Annotated in this window: 14 protein-coding genes, 2 tRNA genes and 1 rRNA gene; all 17 read left to right on the top strand. The window is 41.2% G+C overall.

Translation table 11 applies throughout. The annotated features are described in order from the left end of the window. Nucleotides 1-313 (top strand): 23S ribosomal RNA (locus G592_RS0101420); the annotation flags it as partial. A 117-nt stretch (nt 314-430) separates the two neighbouring features. After that, nucleotides 431-503: transfer RNA gene (locus G592_RS0101415), tRNA-Ala, on the top strand. A 168-nt stretch (nt 504-671) separates the two neighbouring features. Then, nucleotides 672-742 (top strand) — tRNA-Trp (locus G592_RS0101410). A 169-nt stretch (nt 743-911) separates the two neighbouring features. Continuing rightward, the gene (locus G592_RS0101405; RefSeq protein ID WP_028246242.1) at nt 912-2,135 is read left to right on the top strand and encodes an EAL and HDOD domain-containing protein; all 1,224 of its coding nucleotides are present in this window, start codon (nt 912-914) and stop codon (nt 2,133-2,135) included. A 373-nt stretch (nt 2,136-2,508) separates the two neighbouring features. Further along, nucleotides 2,509-2,733 (top strand): HPr family phosphocarrier protein, encoded by a 225-nt coding sequence (locus tag G592_RS0101400; RefSeq protein WP_028246241.1) that lies wholly within the window; start codon nt 2,509-2,511, stop codon nt 2,731-2,733. Between the two features lie 98 nt (nt 2,734-2,831). Beyond that, complete coding sequence (locus tag G592_RS0101395; protein ID WP_028246240.1) at nt 2,832-5,237, top strand: ATP-dependent DNA helicase; 2,406 nt, start codon at nt 2,832-2,834, stop codon at nt 5,235-5,237. 145 nt (nt 5,238-5,382) lie between these two features. Continuing rightward, a complete protein-coding gene (locus G592_RS0101390) occupies nt 5,383-9,183 on the top strand; it encodes a phosphoribosylformylglycinamidine synthase (protein ID WP_028246239.1) in 3,801 nt (1,266 codons plus the stop codon). Between the two features lie 68 nt (nt 9,184-9,251). Continuing rightward, nucleotides 9,252-10,322: a carbamoyl phosphate synthase small subunit gene (locus G592_RS0101385; RefSeq protein ID WP_028246238.1), complete on the top strand. Its 1,071-nt coding sequence runs from the start codon at nt 9,252-9,254 to the stop codon at nt 10,320-10,322. Next, nucleotides 10,323-13,523, top strand: coding sequence for a carbamoyl-phosphate synthase large subunit (carB, locus tag G592_RS0101380; protein WP_028246237.1), 3,201 nt, complete (start codon nt 10,323-10,325; stop codon nt 13,521-13,523). Between the two features lie 64 nt (nt 13,524-13,587). Then, on the top strand, nt 13,588-14,403 hold the full coding sequence (pgeF, locus tag G592_RS0101375) for a peptidoglycan editing factor PgeF (RefSeq protein WP_036951449.1): 816 nt from the start codon (nt 13,588-13,590) through the stop codon (nt 14,401-14,403). Between the two features lie 316 nt (nt 14,404-14,719). After that, complete coding sequence (locus G592_RS0101370; protein ID WP_051194698.1) at nt 14,720-15,517, top strand: YhfC family intramembrane metalloprotease; 798 nt, start codon at nt 14,720-14,722, stop codon at nt 15,515-15,517. Between the two features lie 21 nt (nt 15,518-15,538). After that, nucleotides 15,539-16,183 (top strand): MerR family transcriptional regulator, encoded by a 645-nt coding sequence (locus G592_RS0101365; RefSeq protein WP_028246234.1) that lies wholly within the window; start codon nt 15,539-15,541, stop codon nt 16,181-16,183. Continuing rightward, nucleotides 16,164-16,475, top strand: a complete 312-nt coding sequence (locus tag G592_RS0101360) for a heavy metal-binding domain-containing protein (protein WP_028246233.1) — start codon at nt 16,164-16,166, stop codon at nt 16,473-16,475. The genes G592_RS0101365 and G592_RS0101360 overlap by 20 nt, the downstream gene beginning before the upstream one ends. Nucleotides 16,476-16,500: 25 nt before the next feature. Next, nucleotides 16,501-17,199 (top strand): precorrin-2 C(20)-methyltransferase, encoded by a 699-nt coding sequence (cobI, locus tag G592_RS0101355; protein WP_028246232.1) that lies wholly within the window; start codon nt 16,501-16,503, stop codon nt 17,197-17,199. 2 nt (nt 17,200-17,201) lie between these two features. Beyond that, a complete protein-coding gene (locus G592_RS15285) occupies nt 17,202-17,693 on the top strand; it encodes a hypothetical protein (RefSeq protein WP_036951446.1) in 492 nt (163 codons plus the stop codon). Between the two features lie 66 nt (nt 17,694-17,759). Continuing rightward, nucleotides 17,760-18,119 carry a CidA/LrgA family protein gene (locus tag G592_RS0101345; protein WP_028246231.1) on the top strand — a complete coding sequence of 120 codons (360 nt, stop codon included), beginning with the start codon at nt 17,760-17,762 and terminating at the stop codon, nt 18,117-18,119. Continuing rightward, entirely contained in the window at nt 18,119-18,811 is a 693-nt protein-coding gene (locus tag G592_RS0101340; RefSeq protein WP_028246230.1) for an LrgB family protein, read from the top strand. The genes G592_RS0101345 and G592_RS0101340 overlap by 1 nt, the downstream gene beginning before the upstream one ends. Nucleotides 18,812-18,836: the final 25 nt, after the last annotated feature.

Genomic DNA, 18,836 nt, shown 5'->3' with positions numbered 1-18,836 from the left:
CAGAACGTCGTGAGACAGTTCGGTCCCTATCCGGCGCGGGCGGAGGATATTTGAGAGGAGCTGCCCCTAGTACGAGAGGACCGGGGTGGACGGACCACTGGTGTATCAGCTGTCGACCAACGGCATAGCTGAGTAGCCAAGTCTGGACGGGATAAACGCTGAAGGCATCTAAGCGTGAAGCCCCCCTCAAGATGAGATATCCCCTCCTTCAAGGAGATAAGATCCCTTAAAGACGATAAGGTAGATAGGTTCAAGGTGTAAGTGCGGTAACGCATTCAGCTGATGAATACTAATAGATCGAAGGTTTATTCTATAAAGATGTTTAGCGTATAGGATACTAAGTCCTACTGTGTGAAGTTTTGAGGTTGCTACAAGATGTAGTAGCAAGCATTAAGCTTGCTATTTTGAATATAGAGCAACGAAATTATATGGGGGCGTAGCTCAGTTGGGAGAGCACCTGCCTTGCAAGCAGGGGGTCAAGAGTTCGAATCTCTCCGTCTCCACTAAGAAATTCTTGCTTTAAAAAGCAAGAATTTTTTTATGACAAAAACCCGAAAAAAATGTGAAGTTTTTGTGATTTTTCTATTGAAAGCGACTAGATATTGTGTTATTATCATTAAGTCGCGTGGGTGAGGGACTCAAATCAATTTTGGGTTTTTCGCTTACGATTTAGGGGACTGGTCAAATGGTATGATAGGGGTCTCCAAAACCTTTGGTGGGAGTTCGATTCTCTCGTCCCCTGTTTGACCTAGAGCTGTAAATCATCTAAGATTTACAGCTCTTTTTTTGTGCAATTAATTGAATATGAAAATGTGGAGTGCTATAATTAATTATAAATATTCAGACAATTCTGTCAGAATACTTTATGGGGTTTTTATTAAAAATACGGGGCTTAAAAAAGGAGAAGGGTTATGCTAGCTACATTAGTACCACTATTTTACGAAGACATGTCAGTGGCTGCGTACTGCTTGTATGCACAGAAAGAGAACATGTTCGAGAATCCACATTTACTTGCTGCAGGAAAGTACGATGGAGCAGGGTCAATCGTCGGAATTGAGGTATTTGAGAGCATCTCAGAGGACGATTTAGTTGCAAATTGCGATATTATTATTCCTATTAATAACATCTCATTATTTGCAAACATTGAACAGCAGTTAACTGGTTTTGATGGTCGAATAGTTCTTCTTATGGACCATACTATAAAGCCAGAAGATTCTTATAAAAAGCGTTTACATGACTTGAAGAGTAAAGGCTTTAAATTAGGAATAAAAGATCTTCCTATTACTAGCATAGAAGAATATAAATCTATGCTTGATGATTTTGATATTTTCCTTGTTAATGCCGATTCTGGAGACATTGTTGAGCAAGTACAGGCGTTCAAAAAGGTATTGCCAAAAATGACTTTCTGTGCCGAAAATCTTCATTCGAAAGAAGAGTTTGATAAGGCAAAGGATTCTGGTTTATTCAAGATATTCGAGGGTACTTTCTTTAGAGTTCCTATTAATACACAGGATACAGAGGTTACTCCTATCAAAATTAATTATATGAAGCTTATGACTGTGATTAATCAGTCAGACTTCGATTTAGAGGATGTTGCAAACGTAGTTGCACAGGATCCAGCTTTATCTATTGAGCTTCTTAAGATTGCAAATAAGCTTACTATTAATTCGAATATTAGATCAATTAATCAGGCTACAGCTCTTTTGGGTCAGAAGGAGATTCGCCGCTGGCTTAATACTACATTATTTAATGAGTTGGCAGCTGGTAAGCCAAATGAGATTACAAGATTATCACTTATTAGAGCTAGATTTGCTGAGAACCTTGCACCAGCATTTGATTATGCTATGCGCAAAGATGAGTTATTCCTTATGGGATTATTCTCACTGCTAAATCTTATCCTTGATATGCCAATGGAAGATGCATTAAATCAGGTTGGTGTTAGTGCTGAAATCAAGAAGGCACTTATTAATGATGATGGTATCTTCTCACCACAGCTTGAGTTCCTTCTCAGCTACGAAGCTGGAGATTGGCAGGAAGTATCTCGTCTTATGGTGCTTCAGGATATTGAAATGCATGTTGTTTACGATGCATATGTAGAAGCACTTAAGTGGTATGGAGATATGTTTATAGAGTAATCAAATATAATCAAAATCATTCAAATACTAAATGTCTATTAAGCCTCGGATAGTAATATCCGAGGCTTTGTATTTGATATAATACAAAAAATGATTGTTAATACTTGCTTTATTTTGAATTTTCAAAAACCTTTACATTGGGAAACTGAAAAAATGCGCGAATTGTACAAAGCTTGAAAATAAAGGCTTAGCAGGAAACGCAGTATTAATAACTACAATCGAATTATAGGCAATTTCTAATAGTTGTTATTTAATATACAAATAGTGATTTTTTATGAGTATTTCTGGCATTGACAGTACAGAAAAATGATGTTATATATTACTAAACTGTTTTGGTATACTGTTTGTTTTAGTAATAGGAGTTTTATTTAAAATGTTTAAGATTAGATTAGAAAATACAGCAGATGCAGAGGAATTTGTAAAGGCAGCTGCTCAGTGTGGCGGCGATGTAGATTTACATAGCGGAGTAGTTTACATTGATGGAAAGTCACTTTTGGGTGTCATTGCAATGGGCATCAAGAGAGAGTTAAGTGTTCACCTTAACAATCCAGAAGATTATTCATTTAAGAATGCTGTACAAAAGTTCGTTGTTGCATAAAATCGAATAATGTATAATTAAGCCTGTGAGTTACTCACAGGCTTTTTCTTTGGAAAAGTTCTGGTGAGTTTCTGATTATATGAGAGAATAATTATTGTATGAAAGTTGCGCGATTAGTTACTCCGGAAGGAGAAAAAGCACAAATTAATATATCCGTCAGGAACCTTGTTGAGTTTTTGCTTAGAGAGGGAGATATAGATGACCGTAAAGGTTCTGTTGATCCATTTGAGGCAATGCAGGAAGGTAGCAGGATTCATAGAAAGATACAAAACTCTATGGGTCCTTTTTATCGTGCAGAAGTTCCTCTGAAATATCAGGTTGAATATGATGATTACATTATTGGTCTCGAGGGACGAGCTGATGGTGTGGTTTTAGATATGGATGAGGATGGCACTGTCTGGTCAGCTACTGTGGATGAGATAAAAGGCATGTACATGGATGTAATGACCTTTGAAAAGCCAGTGCTTGTTCATGAGGCACAGGCAAAGTGTTACGCCTATATGATTGCCAACGAGTACAATCTTCCTGAGATAGATGTGCAGATGACTTATGTCAGTCTGGAGACGGAAGAAATAAAGCGATTCAATCAGACATATTCATTTGATGAAATAGAAGAATGGTTTCTTACCATAATAAATATATTTAAAAAGTGGGCAGATTTTCAGTACTATCACAAGCAGGAGGTATTGGAGTCTGTTCAGGGATTAGAGTTCCCATACGAATATCGTGATGGACAGAAGAAACTTGTATCCGATGTTTATCGCAGTATATATAGAAGGAAAATTTTATTTATGCAGGCCCCTACAGGCACAGGAAAGACTATCGCCAATGTTTTCCCTGCTGTAATGGCACTTGGACAGAATCTTGCTGAGCGAGTGTTTTATCTTACAGCAAAGACTGCTACGGCACTGGCTGCGCGTGATGCATATAGCCTTCTTTCACAAAATGGATATGAGGGCAGGACTATTATGCTTACTGCAAAGGAAAAGATGTGCCTTTGCGATGAAGCCGACTGCAATCCTGATAACTGTCCATATGCAAGAGGGCATTTCGACAGGGTAAATGATGTTATATATGAAATCATCACAAAGGAAACAGTTATCACAAGAGATGTGGTTTTAGGATACGCAGAGGAATATGTTGTATGTCCATTTGAACTGGCACTTGATGTGAGCACATGGTGTGAAGGAATCATCTGCGATTACAATTATGTCTTTGATCCAAATGTTTACCTGAAGCGTTTCTTTGCCGAGGGAAGAAATGGTGAGCACATCTTCCTTATCGATGAGGCTCACAATATGGTAGATCGTGCCAGAGAGATGTACTCGGAGACTCTTATAAAAGAAGAGATTCTTTCTATTAAAAGATATGCCAAGCCTGTCAGCAAAAAGCTGGTGAACGCTTTAGAGAAGTGTAACAGAATCATGCTTGAGTATAAACGAGAATGCGACAGGGATATCACTGTGCTTAGTGATATCGACATGTTGTTAAATGCATGCGATAATCTTCAGATGATTTTCGAGCAGCTCTTTAAGAAAGAAGTGAAATTTGGAATCTATCAGGATGAGGTTTTGGATTTCTATTTCAGACTTAGAAACTTTACAGCACTTGCTTACCAGCAGGATCCAGACCACTACAGAATCTATTGTGATTTTGATGATGATAAGAATTTCAATCTTCATTTATATTGCATTGATCCTTCGGCTCAGCTTCAGCAGAGACTTGCCATGGCAAGAGCCACTGTATATTTTAGTGCCACACTTTTGCCAATAGATTATTACAAGGATTTGCTGTGCAATATTACAGACGTATATGCTATATATGTTGATTCAGTTTTTGACCAGCAGAATAGATTACTTCTTCTTGGCACAGATGTTACCAGCAAGTACACCAGACGTGGTGAAGATGAATATGTGAAGTTTGCCAGATACATTCAGACTATCGTAAATGCGAAGCAGGGAAATTATATGGTCTTTGGTCCTTCATATAAATTCCTGGAGGACATCCATGAAAAGTATCAGGCTTTTGGCGATGATGTTGAGATAATTATTCAGCAGCAGAATATGACTGAGCAGGAGAGAGAAGATTTCCTACTAGAATTCGAGAAGAAGAGAGAGAAGTCCATGGTGGCATTTTGTACACTTGGTGGAATCTTCTCAGAGGGAATTGATCTGGTTGGTGGAAAGCTTATTGGTTCCATTATCCTGGGGGCGGGCTTGCCACAGGTGGGAAATGAGAGAAAGCTTATGTCCGACTTCTTCGATGATGAGGGAAAGAACGGATTCGAATATGCGTATTTATATCCTGGAATGAATAAAGTAATCCAGGCAGCAGGCCGACTGATTCGTACTAAAGATGACGTTGGTGTTATTGCACTACTTGATGAGAGATTCCGTTTTGGAAGCTATAGAAAAACATTTCCACGAGAATGGAATGATGCAGAATTTACCACGGTTGATGAGGTTTCGTTAAAATTAACAAATTTCTGGAAGAAAAAGGACTAAAATATTATTAGGAGTTGTGAATTTTTTGTGTTATACTCTTTTTAACTGTGAGGCTACCTGCTATTTTTACTAGTTTTTAGTGGCCCAAATTTCATAGCAGGAGTCTTGTCTCACAGATTTCAAGTTAATAATACGGAGGTGTAATGTGGGCAAAGTAAGAAGAGTTTACGTTGAGAAAAAGCCACAATTTGCAGTATCTGCCAAGTCACTGTTTTCCGAAATAGGAAGTTACTTAGGCATCAAGGATGTTACAGGAGTTAGAGTTCTGATTCGTTATGACGTTCAGGATGTTTCTGACGACGTTTTCAAGAAAGCAGTTAAGACAGTGTTTTCTGAGCCTCCTGTTGATGATGTTTACGAAGAGACATTTGATTACAATGGTCGTGTCTTTTCTGTTGAGTTTTTGCCAGGCCAGTTCGACCAGCGTGCCGATTCTGCTGAGCAGTGTCTTAAGCTCTTAAATGAAAATGAAGAGCCTACTATCCACACAGCGACTACCTATGTTATTGAGGGTAGCATTACTGATGACGAATTCGATGCTATCAAAAAGCATTGTATTAATCCTGTTGATTCTAGAGAGACTTCTCTTGATAAGCCAGAGTCTCTTTCTAATAATTTCGATGAGCCAGCCGACGTCAATACATTTGACGGTTTCATTTCTATGGCTGAGAAAGATTTACGCACTTTATATGATTCCTTAAATCTTGCTATGACATTTAAGGATTTTCTTCACATTCAGAACTATTTTTCCAATGACGAACATAGAGATCCAACTGTTACAGAAATCAGAGTATTAGATACTTATTGGTCTGATCACTGTAGACATACTACTTTCTCTACAGAACTTAAGAACGTTACTATCGAGGACGGCTACTACAAGGCTCCTATCCAGGATACTTTCAATGACTACCTTGATAATTTCAAGATTCTCTACAAGGATAGAGATGATAAATTTGTATGCCTTATGGACCTTGCACTTCTTGCAATGAAGCGTCTTAAGGCTGACGGCAAGCTTGATGATCAGGAAGAGTCTGATGAGATTAACGCTTGCTCAATCGTTGTTCCAATCAACGTAGATGGAACAGAAGAAGAGTGGCTCATCAACTTCAAGAATGAGACACACAACCATCCTACAGAAATCGAGCCATTTGGTGGCGCTGCTACTTGTCTTGGTGGAGCAATCCGTGATCCACTTTCAGGACGTACTTATGTATATCAGGCTATGCGTGTTACAGGTGCAGCTGACCCTACAGTTTCTGTAAAGGAAACAATCGAAGGAAAGCTTCCACAGAAGAAGCTTGTTCGTGAGGCTGCTCACGGTTACAGCTCATATGGTAACCAGATTGGTCTTGCTACAGGATACGTAAAAGAGATTTATCATCCAGACTATGTAGCTAAGCGTATGGAGATTGGTGCTGTTATGGGTGCTGCACCAAGACGTGCTGTTCAGAGATTAAACTCTGATCCAGGAGATAAGATCATCCTCCTTGGTGGACGTACAGGTCGTGATGGTATCGGTGGTGCTACTGGTTCTTCAAAGGCACACAATACAGAGTCTACAGCAGTTTGTGGTGCTGAGGTTCAGAAGGGTAACCCACCTACAGAGAGAAAGATTCAGCGTCTTTTCAGAAGAGAAGAAGTTTCTTATATAATTAAGAAGTGTAATGACTTTGGTGCCGGCGGTGTTTCAGTTGCCATCGGTGAGCTTGCTCCAGGTCTTACAGTTGATTTAGATAAGGTTCCAAAGAAGTACGCAGGTCTCGATGGAACTGAGCTTGCTATTTCAGAGTCTCAGGAGCGTATGGCAGTAGTTGTTGCTCCAGCAGATGTAAATAAGTTCCTTCAGTATGCAGCTGAGGAAAACTTAGAGGCAATCGAGGTTGCTGTTGTTACTAAGGAGCCACGTCTTGTTCTCAACTGGAGAGGTAAGGAAATCGTTAACCTTTCTAGAGCATTCCTTGATACAAACGGTGCTCACCAGGAGACAGATGTTTATGTAGAGCTTCCAGACAGCAAAGATAAGTACATTGATAAGATTGGTATCGAGAAGGTTGCAGAGGATGTTGCAAAGGGCGACTTTAAGGCAGCTTGGCTTGATTCACTTGCAGATCTTAACGAGTGTTCACAGAAGGGTCTTGTTGAAATGTTCGATGGTTCAATCGGTGCAGGTTCAACACTTATGCCTTTCGGTGGAAAGTATCAGCTTACAGAGACACAGGCTATGGTAGCTAAGGTACCAGTAGCTGACGGTAAGACAGATGCAGTTACAATGATGGCATACGGCTTCAATCCATATGTCAGCTCATGGTCACCATATCACGGTTCACAGCTTGCGGTATTAGAGTCAGTAGCTCGTATCGTTGCAACTGGTGGTGATTACAAGAAGATTAGATTTACATTCCAGGAGTACTTCCGCAGAATGAGCGAGGATCCAAAGAGATGGAGCCAGCCATTTGCAGCACTTCTTGGTGCATATAAGGCACAGATGGAATTCGGACTTCCTTCAATCGGTGGTAAGGATTCTATGTCAGGAACATTCAATGAAATCGATGTTCCTCCAACACTTGTTTCTTTCGCAGTAGATGTTGCTAAGGAGCAGGATATTGTTACACCTGAGTTAAAGGAAGCTGGCGACAAGCTCTTTTTACTCAGAATTCTTCGTGACAATTACGATCAGCCAAACTACCAGCAGGCAAAGGCAATCTTCGAGGTTGTAAGACAAATGGTTGAGCTTGGAAATATCAAGGCTGCTTATGCACTTGATGCATACGGACTTGTACCTGCTGTTTCAAAGATGGCATTCGGTAACAAGCTTGGTGTTAAGCTTCACGATGCCTGCCAGTCAGTATTACTTTTCGGCTGTGTAATCGGAGATATCGTAGTAGAAGTTTCAGAGGATGGAGCACTTGCAATCATCAACGAGCTTGAGAAGCGCGGCCTTTCAGACTGTGGCTTTGAGGTTGGTGAGGTTACAGACGATGCTACATTCACATATAAGGATGTAAAGATTTCTGTAGACGAGGCAATCGCTGCATGGACTGGCACACTTGAGAAGGTATTCAAGACACGCAGTCACGAGGATACATCTCTTGTAGATACAGGACTCTATGAGTCAAAGAACTTCTATGTTTGCAAGAATAAGATTGCAAAGCCTAGAGTATTTATTCCAGTATTCCCAGGTACAAACTGTGAGTACGATTCAGCAAGAGCATTTGAAAATGCTGGTGCTATCACAAACGTAAAGGTATTTAAGAACCAGACAGCAGAGGATATCAGAGAGTCAGTTGACGAATTCTCAAGAGCAATTGCTCAGTCACAGATTGTTATGTTCCCAGGTGGTTTCTCTGCCGGTGATGAGCCAGAGGGTTCTGCAAAGTTCTTTGCTACCGCATTTAGAAACGAAAAGATGAAGGAAGCTATCCACGGACTTCTCAATAACAGAGACGGTCTTATGCTTGGTATCTGTAATGGTTTCCAGGCACTTATCAAGCTTGGTCTTGTTCCTTACGGCGAGATTCATACACAGAAAGAGGATGCTCCAACACTTACATACAACACAATCGGACGTCATATTTCAAAAATCGCATATACGAAGGTAGTCAGCAACAAGTCACCATGGCTTGCAGGTGCACAGCTTGGTGAGACATATTGCTCTCCAGCCTCTCATGGTGAGGGACGTTTCGTTGCTTCAGAAGAGTGGATTAAGAAGCTCTTTGAGAACGGACAGGTTGCTACACAGTACGTTGATGAAAACGGAAATCCTACAATGGATGAAGAGTGGAACATCAATGGAAGCTACTGCGCTATTGAGGGTATTACCAGCCCTGATGGACGTGTATACGGTAAGATGTGTCATGCAGAACGTAGAGGCGACGGCGTAGCTCTCAACATCTACGGAAACCAGGACATGAAGCTCTTTGAGGCAGGCGTAGATTACTTCAGATAATCATAAAATCCAAGGTAAAAACTTACCTTGGATTTTTGTAAAAAATAAAAGGGTAGAAAAGGAGTAAGATGAAAGCATTTTTAATTTTGGAAGATGGTACAGTTTTTGAGGGAACAAGCATCGGTTCCACAAGAGAGGTTGTCAGCGAAATCGTTTTTAACACTTCAATGACAGGTTACCTTGAGGTTCTTACAGATCCTTCTTATGCGGGGCAGGCAGTTTGTATGACTTATCCATTGATTGGTAACTATGGAATCACACCAGATATGGAAAGCAGCAGACCATGGCCAGATGGATTTATTGTAAGAGAGCTAAGCCGTATCCCTTCAAACTTCCGTTGCGAAGGTACTATTCAGGATTTCTTAGTAAAGCATGATATCCCAGGTATTGCTGGTATCGATACAAGAGCCCTTACAAAGATTCTTCGTGAGAAGGGCACAATGAACGGAATGATTACCACAAATGAGAATTACAACTTTGAGGAAATCAAGCCAAAGCTTGAAGCTTATGCTACAGGCGATGTGGTAACAAAGGTTACTTGCGACACAAGCTCAGTTCTTAAGGGCAGCGGCAAGAGAGTTGCACTTTTAGATTTTGGCGCAAAGAAGAATATTGCAAAGTCTCTTAACGACAGAGGCTGCGAGGTTACAATTTACCCTGCCCACACAAAGGCAGAAAAAATCCTTTCATCTAATCCAGACGGAATTATGCTTTCAAACGGACCTGGAGATCCAAAGGATTGCGGACCTATTATAGATGAGATTAAAAAGCTGTATGATTCGGATGTTCCAATCTTCGCCATCTGCCTTGGACATCAGCTTATGGCTCTTGCAACAGGTGCAGATACACACAAGATGAAGTACGGACACAGAGGTGGAAATCATCCTGTAAAGGATCTTGAGACTGGAAGAGTGTACATTTCATCACAGAATCACGGCTACGTAGTAGATGTGGACAAGCTTGATTCAAAGGTTGCCACACCTGCATTTGTAAATGTAAACGACGGCACCAACGAAGGACTTAAATACACAGGAAAGAACATCTTCACTGTTCAGTTCCATCCTGAGGCATGCCCAGGACCACAGGACAGCGGATACTTGTTTGACAGATTTATAAATATGATGGGAGGAGAGCAGTAAATGCCAAAGAGAAGTGACATTAAGAAAGTAATGGTGATTGGCTCTGGTCCTATCGTCATCGGACAGGCAGCGGAGTTCGACTATGCGGGAACTCAGGCTTGCCGTTCACTTAAGGAAGAGGGCATGGAGGTATGCCTGGTAAATTCAAACCCAGCTACCATCATGACAGATAAGGAAATTGCAGATCAGGTTTATATCGAGCCTCTTACTGTTGATGTTTTAAAGCAGATTATTATTAAGGAAAAGCCAGACTCACTTCTTCCAACACTTGGTGGTCAGGCTGGTCTTAACCTTGGTATGGAGCTTGCAGAGTCAGGTTTCCTTGCTGAGCAGGGAGTAAAGCTCATCGGTACAACAGCTGAGACAATCTTTAGAGCTGAGGATAGACAGGCTTTCAAGGATACAATGGAAAAGCTTGGTGAGCCAGTAGCAGCTTCACTTGTAGTAAACACAGTAGAAGACGGTATCAAGTTTACAAACACTATCGGATATCCGGTAGTACTTCGTCCTGCTTACACACTTGGTGGTTCAGGCGGTGGTATCGCTCACAACCAGGCAGAGCTCGTTGAGATTCTTACAAATGGTCTTCGTCTTTCACGTGTACACGAAGTACTTGTAGAAAGATGTATTGCAGGCTGGAAGGAAATCGAGTATGAGGTAATGCGAGATGCAGCAGGTAACTGCATCACAGTTTGTAACATGGAAAACATCGACCCAGTTGGTGTACATACAGGTGACTCAATCGTAGTTGCTCCTTCACAGACACTTGGTGACAAGGAGTATCAGATGCTTCGTACATCTGCACTTCGTATTATTGATGAGCTGGGCATCACAGGTGGATGTAACGTACAGTACGCTCTTCATCCAGAGAGCTTTGAGTACTGCGTAATCGAGGTAAACCCTCGAGTATCCCGTTCATCAGCCCTTGCTTCGAAGGCAACAGGTTATCCAATCGCAAAGGTAGCAGCAAAGATTGCCCTTGGATACACACTTGATGAGATTCCAAACGCTATCACAAAGAAGACATTCGCATCATTCGAGCCAATGCTTGATTACTGCGTAGTAAAGATTCCACGTCTTCCATTTGATAAATTCATTACAGCTACCAGAAAGCTTACCACTCAGATGAAGGCTACTGGTGAGGTAATGTCTATCTGCAACAACTTCGAGGGTGCCCTTATGAAGGCCATCCGCTCACTGGAGCAGCACGTAGATTCACTTATGAGCTACGACTTCTGCGACATGACTGATGAGGAACTTGATGAAGCACTTACAGTTGTAGACGATAGAAGAATCTACTGCATCGCAGAGGCACTTCGTCGCGGTGTAAGCTATGAGAAGATTCATGAGATTACAAAGATAGATATCTGGTTCATCGATAAGATTAAAATCTTAGTTGAGATGGAGCAGCGTCTTGCAAACGAGGAGCTTACAGTAGAGCTTCTTAAGGAAGCAAAGAGAATCGAGTTCCCAGATAACGTAATTGCGGAACTCAATGGAAAGCTCACAGAGGAGCAGGTACGCAAGATGCGTTACGACAACGGCATCGTTGCAGCTTACAAGATGGTTGATACCTGTGCAGCAGAGTTTGATGCCATGACTCCTTACTACTACAGCGTATATGGAAGCGAGAACGAGGCAGTCCAGACTACAGGTCGCAAGAAGGTACTTGTACTTGGTTCAGGTCCTATCCGTATCGGTCAGGGTGTCGAGTTCGACTACTGTTCAGTTCATGCTACCTGGGCATTTGCAAAGGAAGGCTGGGAGACAGTTATCGTAAACAACAACCCAGAGACAGTTTCAACAGACTTTGATATTGCTGACAAGCTTTACTTTGAGCCTCTTACAAACGAGGATGTTGAATCAATCGTAAATCTTGAGAAGCCAGACGGTGCTATCGTACAGTTCGGTGGACAGACAGCTATCAAGCTTACAGAGCACCTTATGAAAATCGGTGTGCCAATCCTCGGTACAAAAGCAGAGGATGTTGATGCAGCAGAGGATAGAGAGCTCTTCGATGAGATTCTTGAAAAGACACAGATTCCTCGTGCAGCAGGTGGAACAGTCTTCACAGCTGAGGAAGCAAAGGAAGTTGCAAACAGACTTGGATACCCAGTGCTTGTACGTCCTTCATACGTACTTGGTGGTCAGGGTATGCAGATTGCCTTCAACGATGAAGAAATCGAGAAGTTTATGGACATCATCAACCAGATAGCTCAGGATCACCCAATCCTTGTAGATAAGTATTTACAGGGTAAGGAGATTGAGGTAGATGCCATCTGCGACGGTGAGAACATTCTGATTCCTGGTATCATGGAGCATATCGAGCGTACTGGTATCCACTCAGGTGACAGTATCTCAGTATATCCTGCTCACACAATCAGCCAGGATATTAAAGATAAGATTGTAGATTATACAGAGCGCCTTGCGAAAGCCCTTCATGTACTTGGTATGATTAACATCCAGTTCATCGCCATGGACGGAGAGGTATACGTAATCGAGGTTAATCCTCGAAGCTCTCGTACAGTACCTTACATCAGTAAGGTAACAGGTATTCCAATCGTAGACCTTGCTGCAAAGGCAATCCTTGGTCACAAGATTAAGGATATGGGATATGAGCCAGGCCTTCAGCCTGAGGCAGATTATATCGCAATCAAGATGCCAGTATTCTCATTCGAGAAGCTTCGCGGTGCTGAGATTAGCTTGGGACCAGAAATGAAGTCTACTGGTGAGTGCTTGGGTATCGCAAAGACTTTCGAGGAAGCTCTTTACAAGGCATTCCTTGGTGCGGGAGTCGTTCTTCCAAAGCACAAGCAGATGATTATTACTGTAAAGGATGCTGATAAGCCAGAGGCACTTGAGGTAGCAAAGAGATTTGAGAAGCTTGGCTACACAATCTACGCTACACGTTCTACAGCAAAGTACCTTCAGGAGGGTGGCGTTGAGGCTCGTTGGGTAAACAAGATTACTCAGGAATCTCCAAACGTAATGGACCTTATCCTTGGACATAAGATTGATCTTGTTATCGATACACCTACACAGGGGCACGGGGACAAGACAAGAGATGGATTCCTCATCAGAAGAAATGCCATCGAGACTGGTATCAACTGTATCACAGCTATGGATACCGCAGTTGCACTTGCAACATCACTTGAATCGGCAACCACAGAGTACACACTTGTGGATGTAGCAAAAATCTAATATAGTAATATTAAAGCCCCATCAGATTATCTGGTGGGGTATTTAAATTGAGAGGATATTACATATGAATAAAGTAACAAAAAATGGCGTAACCTTCATGACCTTTGATTCTTTTAAGGGAGTGAAGCATTGCTATTCTACAAGACTTGGAGGCGTCAGCACGGGAGTATATGATTCCTTGAATCTGAATTTCAACAGAGGTGACTCTGATGAAAATGTACGGGAAAATTACAAGCGAATTGCAGCAGCTTTGGATATAAATTACGAGAGAATGTGCCTTTCAAAGCAGACTCATACTACAAATGTAATTGTGGTAAAAGAGGAGGATGCTGGAAATGGAATCACAAAGGAAAGACCTTATGATGATGTGGATGGTCTTATTACAAATGTAAAGGACCTGCCGCTTGTGACAGCTTATGCAGACTGTGTTCCACTTTTCTTTTATGATCCAGTAAAACAGGTAGTGGGATTATCACACTCCGGCTGGAGAGGCACTGTTGGAAAGATTGGAAAAATAACAGTAGAAAAGATGCATGATGAATTTGGCTCAGATCCTAAAGATATTATCTGCGGAATCGGACCAAGTATCTGCAGGGATTGCTATGAGGTAAGTGGCGATGTTGCCGGGGAATTCATTAAAGCATTCGGCGAAGAATCAAAGGATAAACTCCTTAGACCATCCATCTTTAATCCAGATGATGAAAATAAATACATGCTGGACTTATGGACAGCCTGCAAAATGGGCTTGCTTGAAGCAGGAATTCTTGAAGAGCACATCGAGGTGACTGATTACTGCACCAAGTGTCATCCGGAGCTTTTCTTCTCCCACAGAATTATGGGACCAGATAGAGGCGGTCAGTGTGGCTTTATATCTCTTTAGAATTAATACAGATTAAAAATAGGTGCCTGATGGAGTTTCTTACTTCATTGGGTACTTTTTGTTGCAGGCAGATAAAAGTCATTAGAAAGATTCACTTATCTGCTTAACTAGTTTTATTAGTCATACAATAACAACAAGTATTATTATCTGTGGCGGAGTAGCTATTAGAATGGTAAAATAAGCAAATAAATATAAATTTTGAAGAAATTTTAAAGTTTCTATTGACCTTCCACCTTGTGGAAGGTGTAGTTTTTAAGCAAAGATAAGGCCATATCTTAATGAAATATCAAATGTAACAATTATGGAGGCCGTGATTATGGAAAAAATTTCAGTTGCATCACAGGTAGCAATGCTGGTTACTTTCATAATATCAGTTGGAGTGCCAGTAGCTCTTCTTTTTATTTTTTCAATAAAGAAAAGAGCAAATAAGATTTGTTTTGTTATTGGAGCAGTCACTTTTATTATCTTTGCACTTATACTTGAAGGTATCTTACATCGAATAATGATAAGCATATTTGGTGATACTCTTTTAACAAACACAGCCTTTATGGCAATTTATGGTGGAATTGCCGCTGGAGTCTTTGAGGAGACTGGCAGACTGGTTGCAATGAAAACTGTGATGAAGAAGTATCTTACAAAAGAGAATGCTCTTATGTACGGTGCTGGTCATGGTGGAGTGGAAGCAATCATTATAGTAGGATTGACTTACCTTTCTAATTTGGTTACTTCTCTTATGATTAATGCAGGTACAATGGAGGCCATGCTTGTGGGGCTGGATGAAAGCATGAAGGCCCAGACCATGGAAACCCTGTCAGTCCTTGCAACCACACCGACTATTGATTTTTATATGGCAGGAGTGGAGCGTATTTTTGCCATTACATTACACATTTGCCTTTCTTATTTGGTATACCTTGCTGTGAAAAACAGAAAGTACGGATATTATGGCCTGGCTATTTTGATCCATGCCTGTGTTGACGGGATGACAGTTGCCCTGGCAAAGGTAATACCTCTTTATGGATTGGAAATGGTATTAATAGTAGTTGCATTTATCTTAGCTTGTTTCATTTATCGGGCTTATCAGAAGGAGCCAGTTGTTGTAGTACAGGCAGATTAATCAGGTAAATTTGGAGGCAGTATGAAGATTAATCAGGTTGAAGAGCTGGTTGGAATTACAAAAAAGAATATCCGCTTCTATGAGGAACAGGGACTGATTTGTCCAGACCGAGACAGGAACAATGGCTACAGAGAATACAATCTAGATGATGTGAAAAAGCTGAATCAGATAAAACTGCTTAGAAGGCTGGAAGTTCCTATAGATGAGATTAGAAAAATCCAGACAGGAGAGATTACATTAACTGACTGTTTGGACAGACACATTTCTCACTTTACATACAAACAGGCACAGCTGGATATTATGAAGGAAATGTGCAAAAAGATGATTGATGCCCAGACGAACCTGGATAATCTTGATGCTGAGGCTTACTTAGACGACATGCGTCGTTTGGAGGAGGGAGGAGCATCATTTATGGATGTAAGAAAGACTGACGTAAGAAAAGTCAAAAGAGGACCGATTATTGCAGCTTCAGTGTGTATTGGTTTTATGTTGGCAATGATGGTTCTTATTGGCTGGATGAGCATTACAGATGAAGACACACCATTTTTATTTATAGCAATATTAATGGCAATTTTCGTGGCTGTTATTGTTGGTACAGTTGTAGCATTAAAACAGAGATTAAAAGAAATAGATGGAGGAGAATTAGATGAAGCTAGTAAGTATTGAAACAATTCCTGGACAGAACTTTGAGGTTATAGGTGTTGTAAAGGGGACAATCGTACAGTCTAAGAACTTTGGAAGAGATTTTATGGCAGGCATGAAGACTCTTGTAGGTGGCGAGATTGTAGGTTATACAGAGATGTTGACTGAGGCAAGACAGATTGCCACAAAGAGAATGGTAGATGAGGCTGAGCAGCTTGGTGCTGATGCCATCGTAGGCGTGAGATATTCAAGCTCAGCTATAATGCAGGGTGCAGCAGAGGTTATGGCTTATGGTACTGCTGTAAAATTTATTTAAATTAACCCAAACCTAAGGAGATTTTATGGCAGGAATATTGTATGGAATTGGAGTGGGACCAGGAGATCCTGAGATGCTGACACTGAGGGCAGTGCGTGCAATCAAGGAGGCAGATGTAATCTGTCTGCCAAAGGCTGATAAGTACGAGTGTCGTGCTTTCCAGATTGCTCTTCCAGTGGTCCCGGAACTCAAATACAAAAAGACTGTAAGCTTTGATTTTGAAATGACAAGAGATGAGGATGCTCTTGCCAGGATGCATACTGAGTTTTATGAAAAGTACAGACAGCTGATAATGGAAGGTTACAGCCTTGCTTTCCTTACAATAGGAGACCCCACAGTTTATTCAACATTTGGTTATATAATGAAGCTTGCAAAGAAGGATGGAATAGAGGTGGAGATCATTAATGGTATCACCTCATTCTGTGGTTCTGCAGCAGCTGCAGGCATACTTCTCAGCGAGAGAGACGAGAATATCCATATTATTTCTGGCCAGGGAAATCTGGAGGATGACCTGAAGCTTCCCGGCACAAAGATAATTATGAAAAGCGGCAGAAATGTTGCAAAGATAAAGGAACGTCTCCTTGAGATGGAGCAGGCCGATGAAGTATCCGTGTATGCGGTGGTAGACTGTGGCATGGAGACAGAGCAGATTTTCAATGGCGCCATAATGATACCTGATGATTCTAAATATATGATGACAATCATTATTAAGGATAAGGTGTAGATTTGAAGGAATTCAATAAGGCTTTGGGGAATTTCATAAATGATGCAGCAGCCGGTGGAGCAGTGCGTCATTTGGCAGATTTGGGATATTCCATAAGCAGGATTGCCGAGGAAATCAATTATCCCATTTCTAAGGAGAGAATTGCCCAGTACATGTGGGAGCACTTTCTGAACATAGGAAAGATTTCCCTTGAGGAGCCACAGCCTGTCCATGAAAAGGCGTCATTTGTAAAGGAACAGGACGAGTTTGGGCGAATAAGTTTTAGAAGAGTCACGGAAACGGTGGATAATTCTGATAAAGAGTACGTCCAGTGTGAATTTGGCAAGGAGCTTTATAAGAATACAGATGAATTCAAAGCTTTTCTTGAAAGGCTGGAGCCTGGGGACAGAGAGTATGTCACTCTTATGCCATGGCCGCTAACGCCGGTGTTTCACGAGCTCGATGAGCGAATGAAGAGGATAGTACTTGAAAAAGGACAATCAAATCATAAATAAGTAGTATAATTAATTGGGGCTAGGGAGGTTTTCTTTAGCCCTAATTTTTTTTTAAGAGGTACAGCTATGAAGATTTTAAAACAGTTTCTGATAATTTTAGCGATTTCACTCATCGGTGAAATTCTTAAAAGCGTTTTGCCATTTCCGATACCAGCAAGTATCTATGGAATGGTGCTTATGTTTGTGTTGCTACTTACAGGTGTTATTAAGCTTGACCAGGTTAGGGATGCAGGAAAATTCTTAATCGAAATCATGCCTGTTATGTTTATTCCAGCCGGAGTAGGACTTATGTCTTCATGGAACGTACTTCAGCCGGTACTTTTGCCAGTTTCGGTTATTACCGTAATTACGATATTTACAGTTATGGGGGCTACAGGACTTGTTTCCCAGGTTATCATCAAAAAGAGTAAGGGGGAGACAAAGTAATGAGTGAATTTATGCAGACAAGCGCCTATGCAGGCGTGACAATCAGCCTTGTGGCCTACGGTTTGGGCGCAGCATTAAAAAAGAAGTTTGGATTTGCATTATTTAACCCACTTCTTATTTCAATAGTAGTTACAATCCTTTTCCTTGTAGGAGGCCATGTAGACTACGAGACATATAATCAGGGTGCAAAGTACCTCAGCTGGTTCCTTACTCCAGCTACAGTATGTCTTGCCATTCCACTTTACGAGGAGTGGGAGCTTCTTAAGAACAACGCAAAGGCAGTAATCCTTGGGGTTACATCAGGTGTTATCACAAGCCTTGTTACAGTACTTGTTCTTTCAAAGCTTATGGGACTTGATCATGAAAATTATGTTACCCTTCTTCCAAAGTCCATCACTACAGCCATCGGAATGGGTGTATCTGAGGAGCTTGGTGGATATGTGACCATCACAGTAGCGGTAATTGTTATTACAGGTGTTCTTGGAAATATTATGGGTGAGTTTATCTGCAAGATTTTCAGAATCCACGAGCCTATTTCAAAGGGACTTGCCTTTGGAACAGCAGCCCATGCCATCGGTACAGCAAAGGCTATGGAGATTGGAGATGTGGAAGGAGCAATGAGCTCACTTTCAATTGCGGTGGCAGGTATTCTTACAGTATTGTTTGCTACATTCTTTGCAGGACTGTTATAATGTAAGCATTCGAAATAGGAGAGTA

It is taken from the genome of Pseudobutyrivibrio ruminis CF1b (assembly GCF_000424005.1).
In the GTDB taxonomy this organism is placed as follows: Bacteria; Bacillota; Clostridia; order Lachnospirales; family Lachnospiraceae; genus Pseudobutyrivibrio; species Pseudobutyrivibrio ruminis_C.
This window is presented reverse-complemented; position numbering and strand designations above follow the sequence as displayed.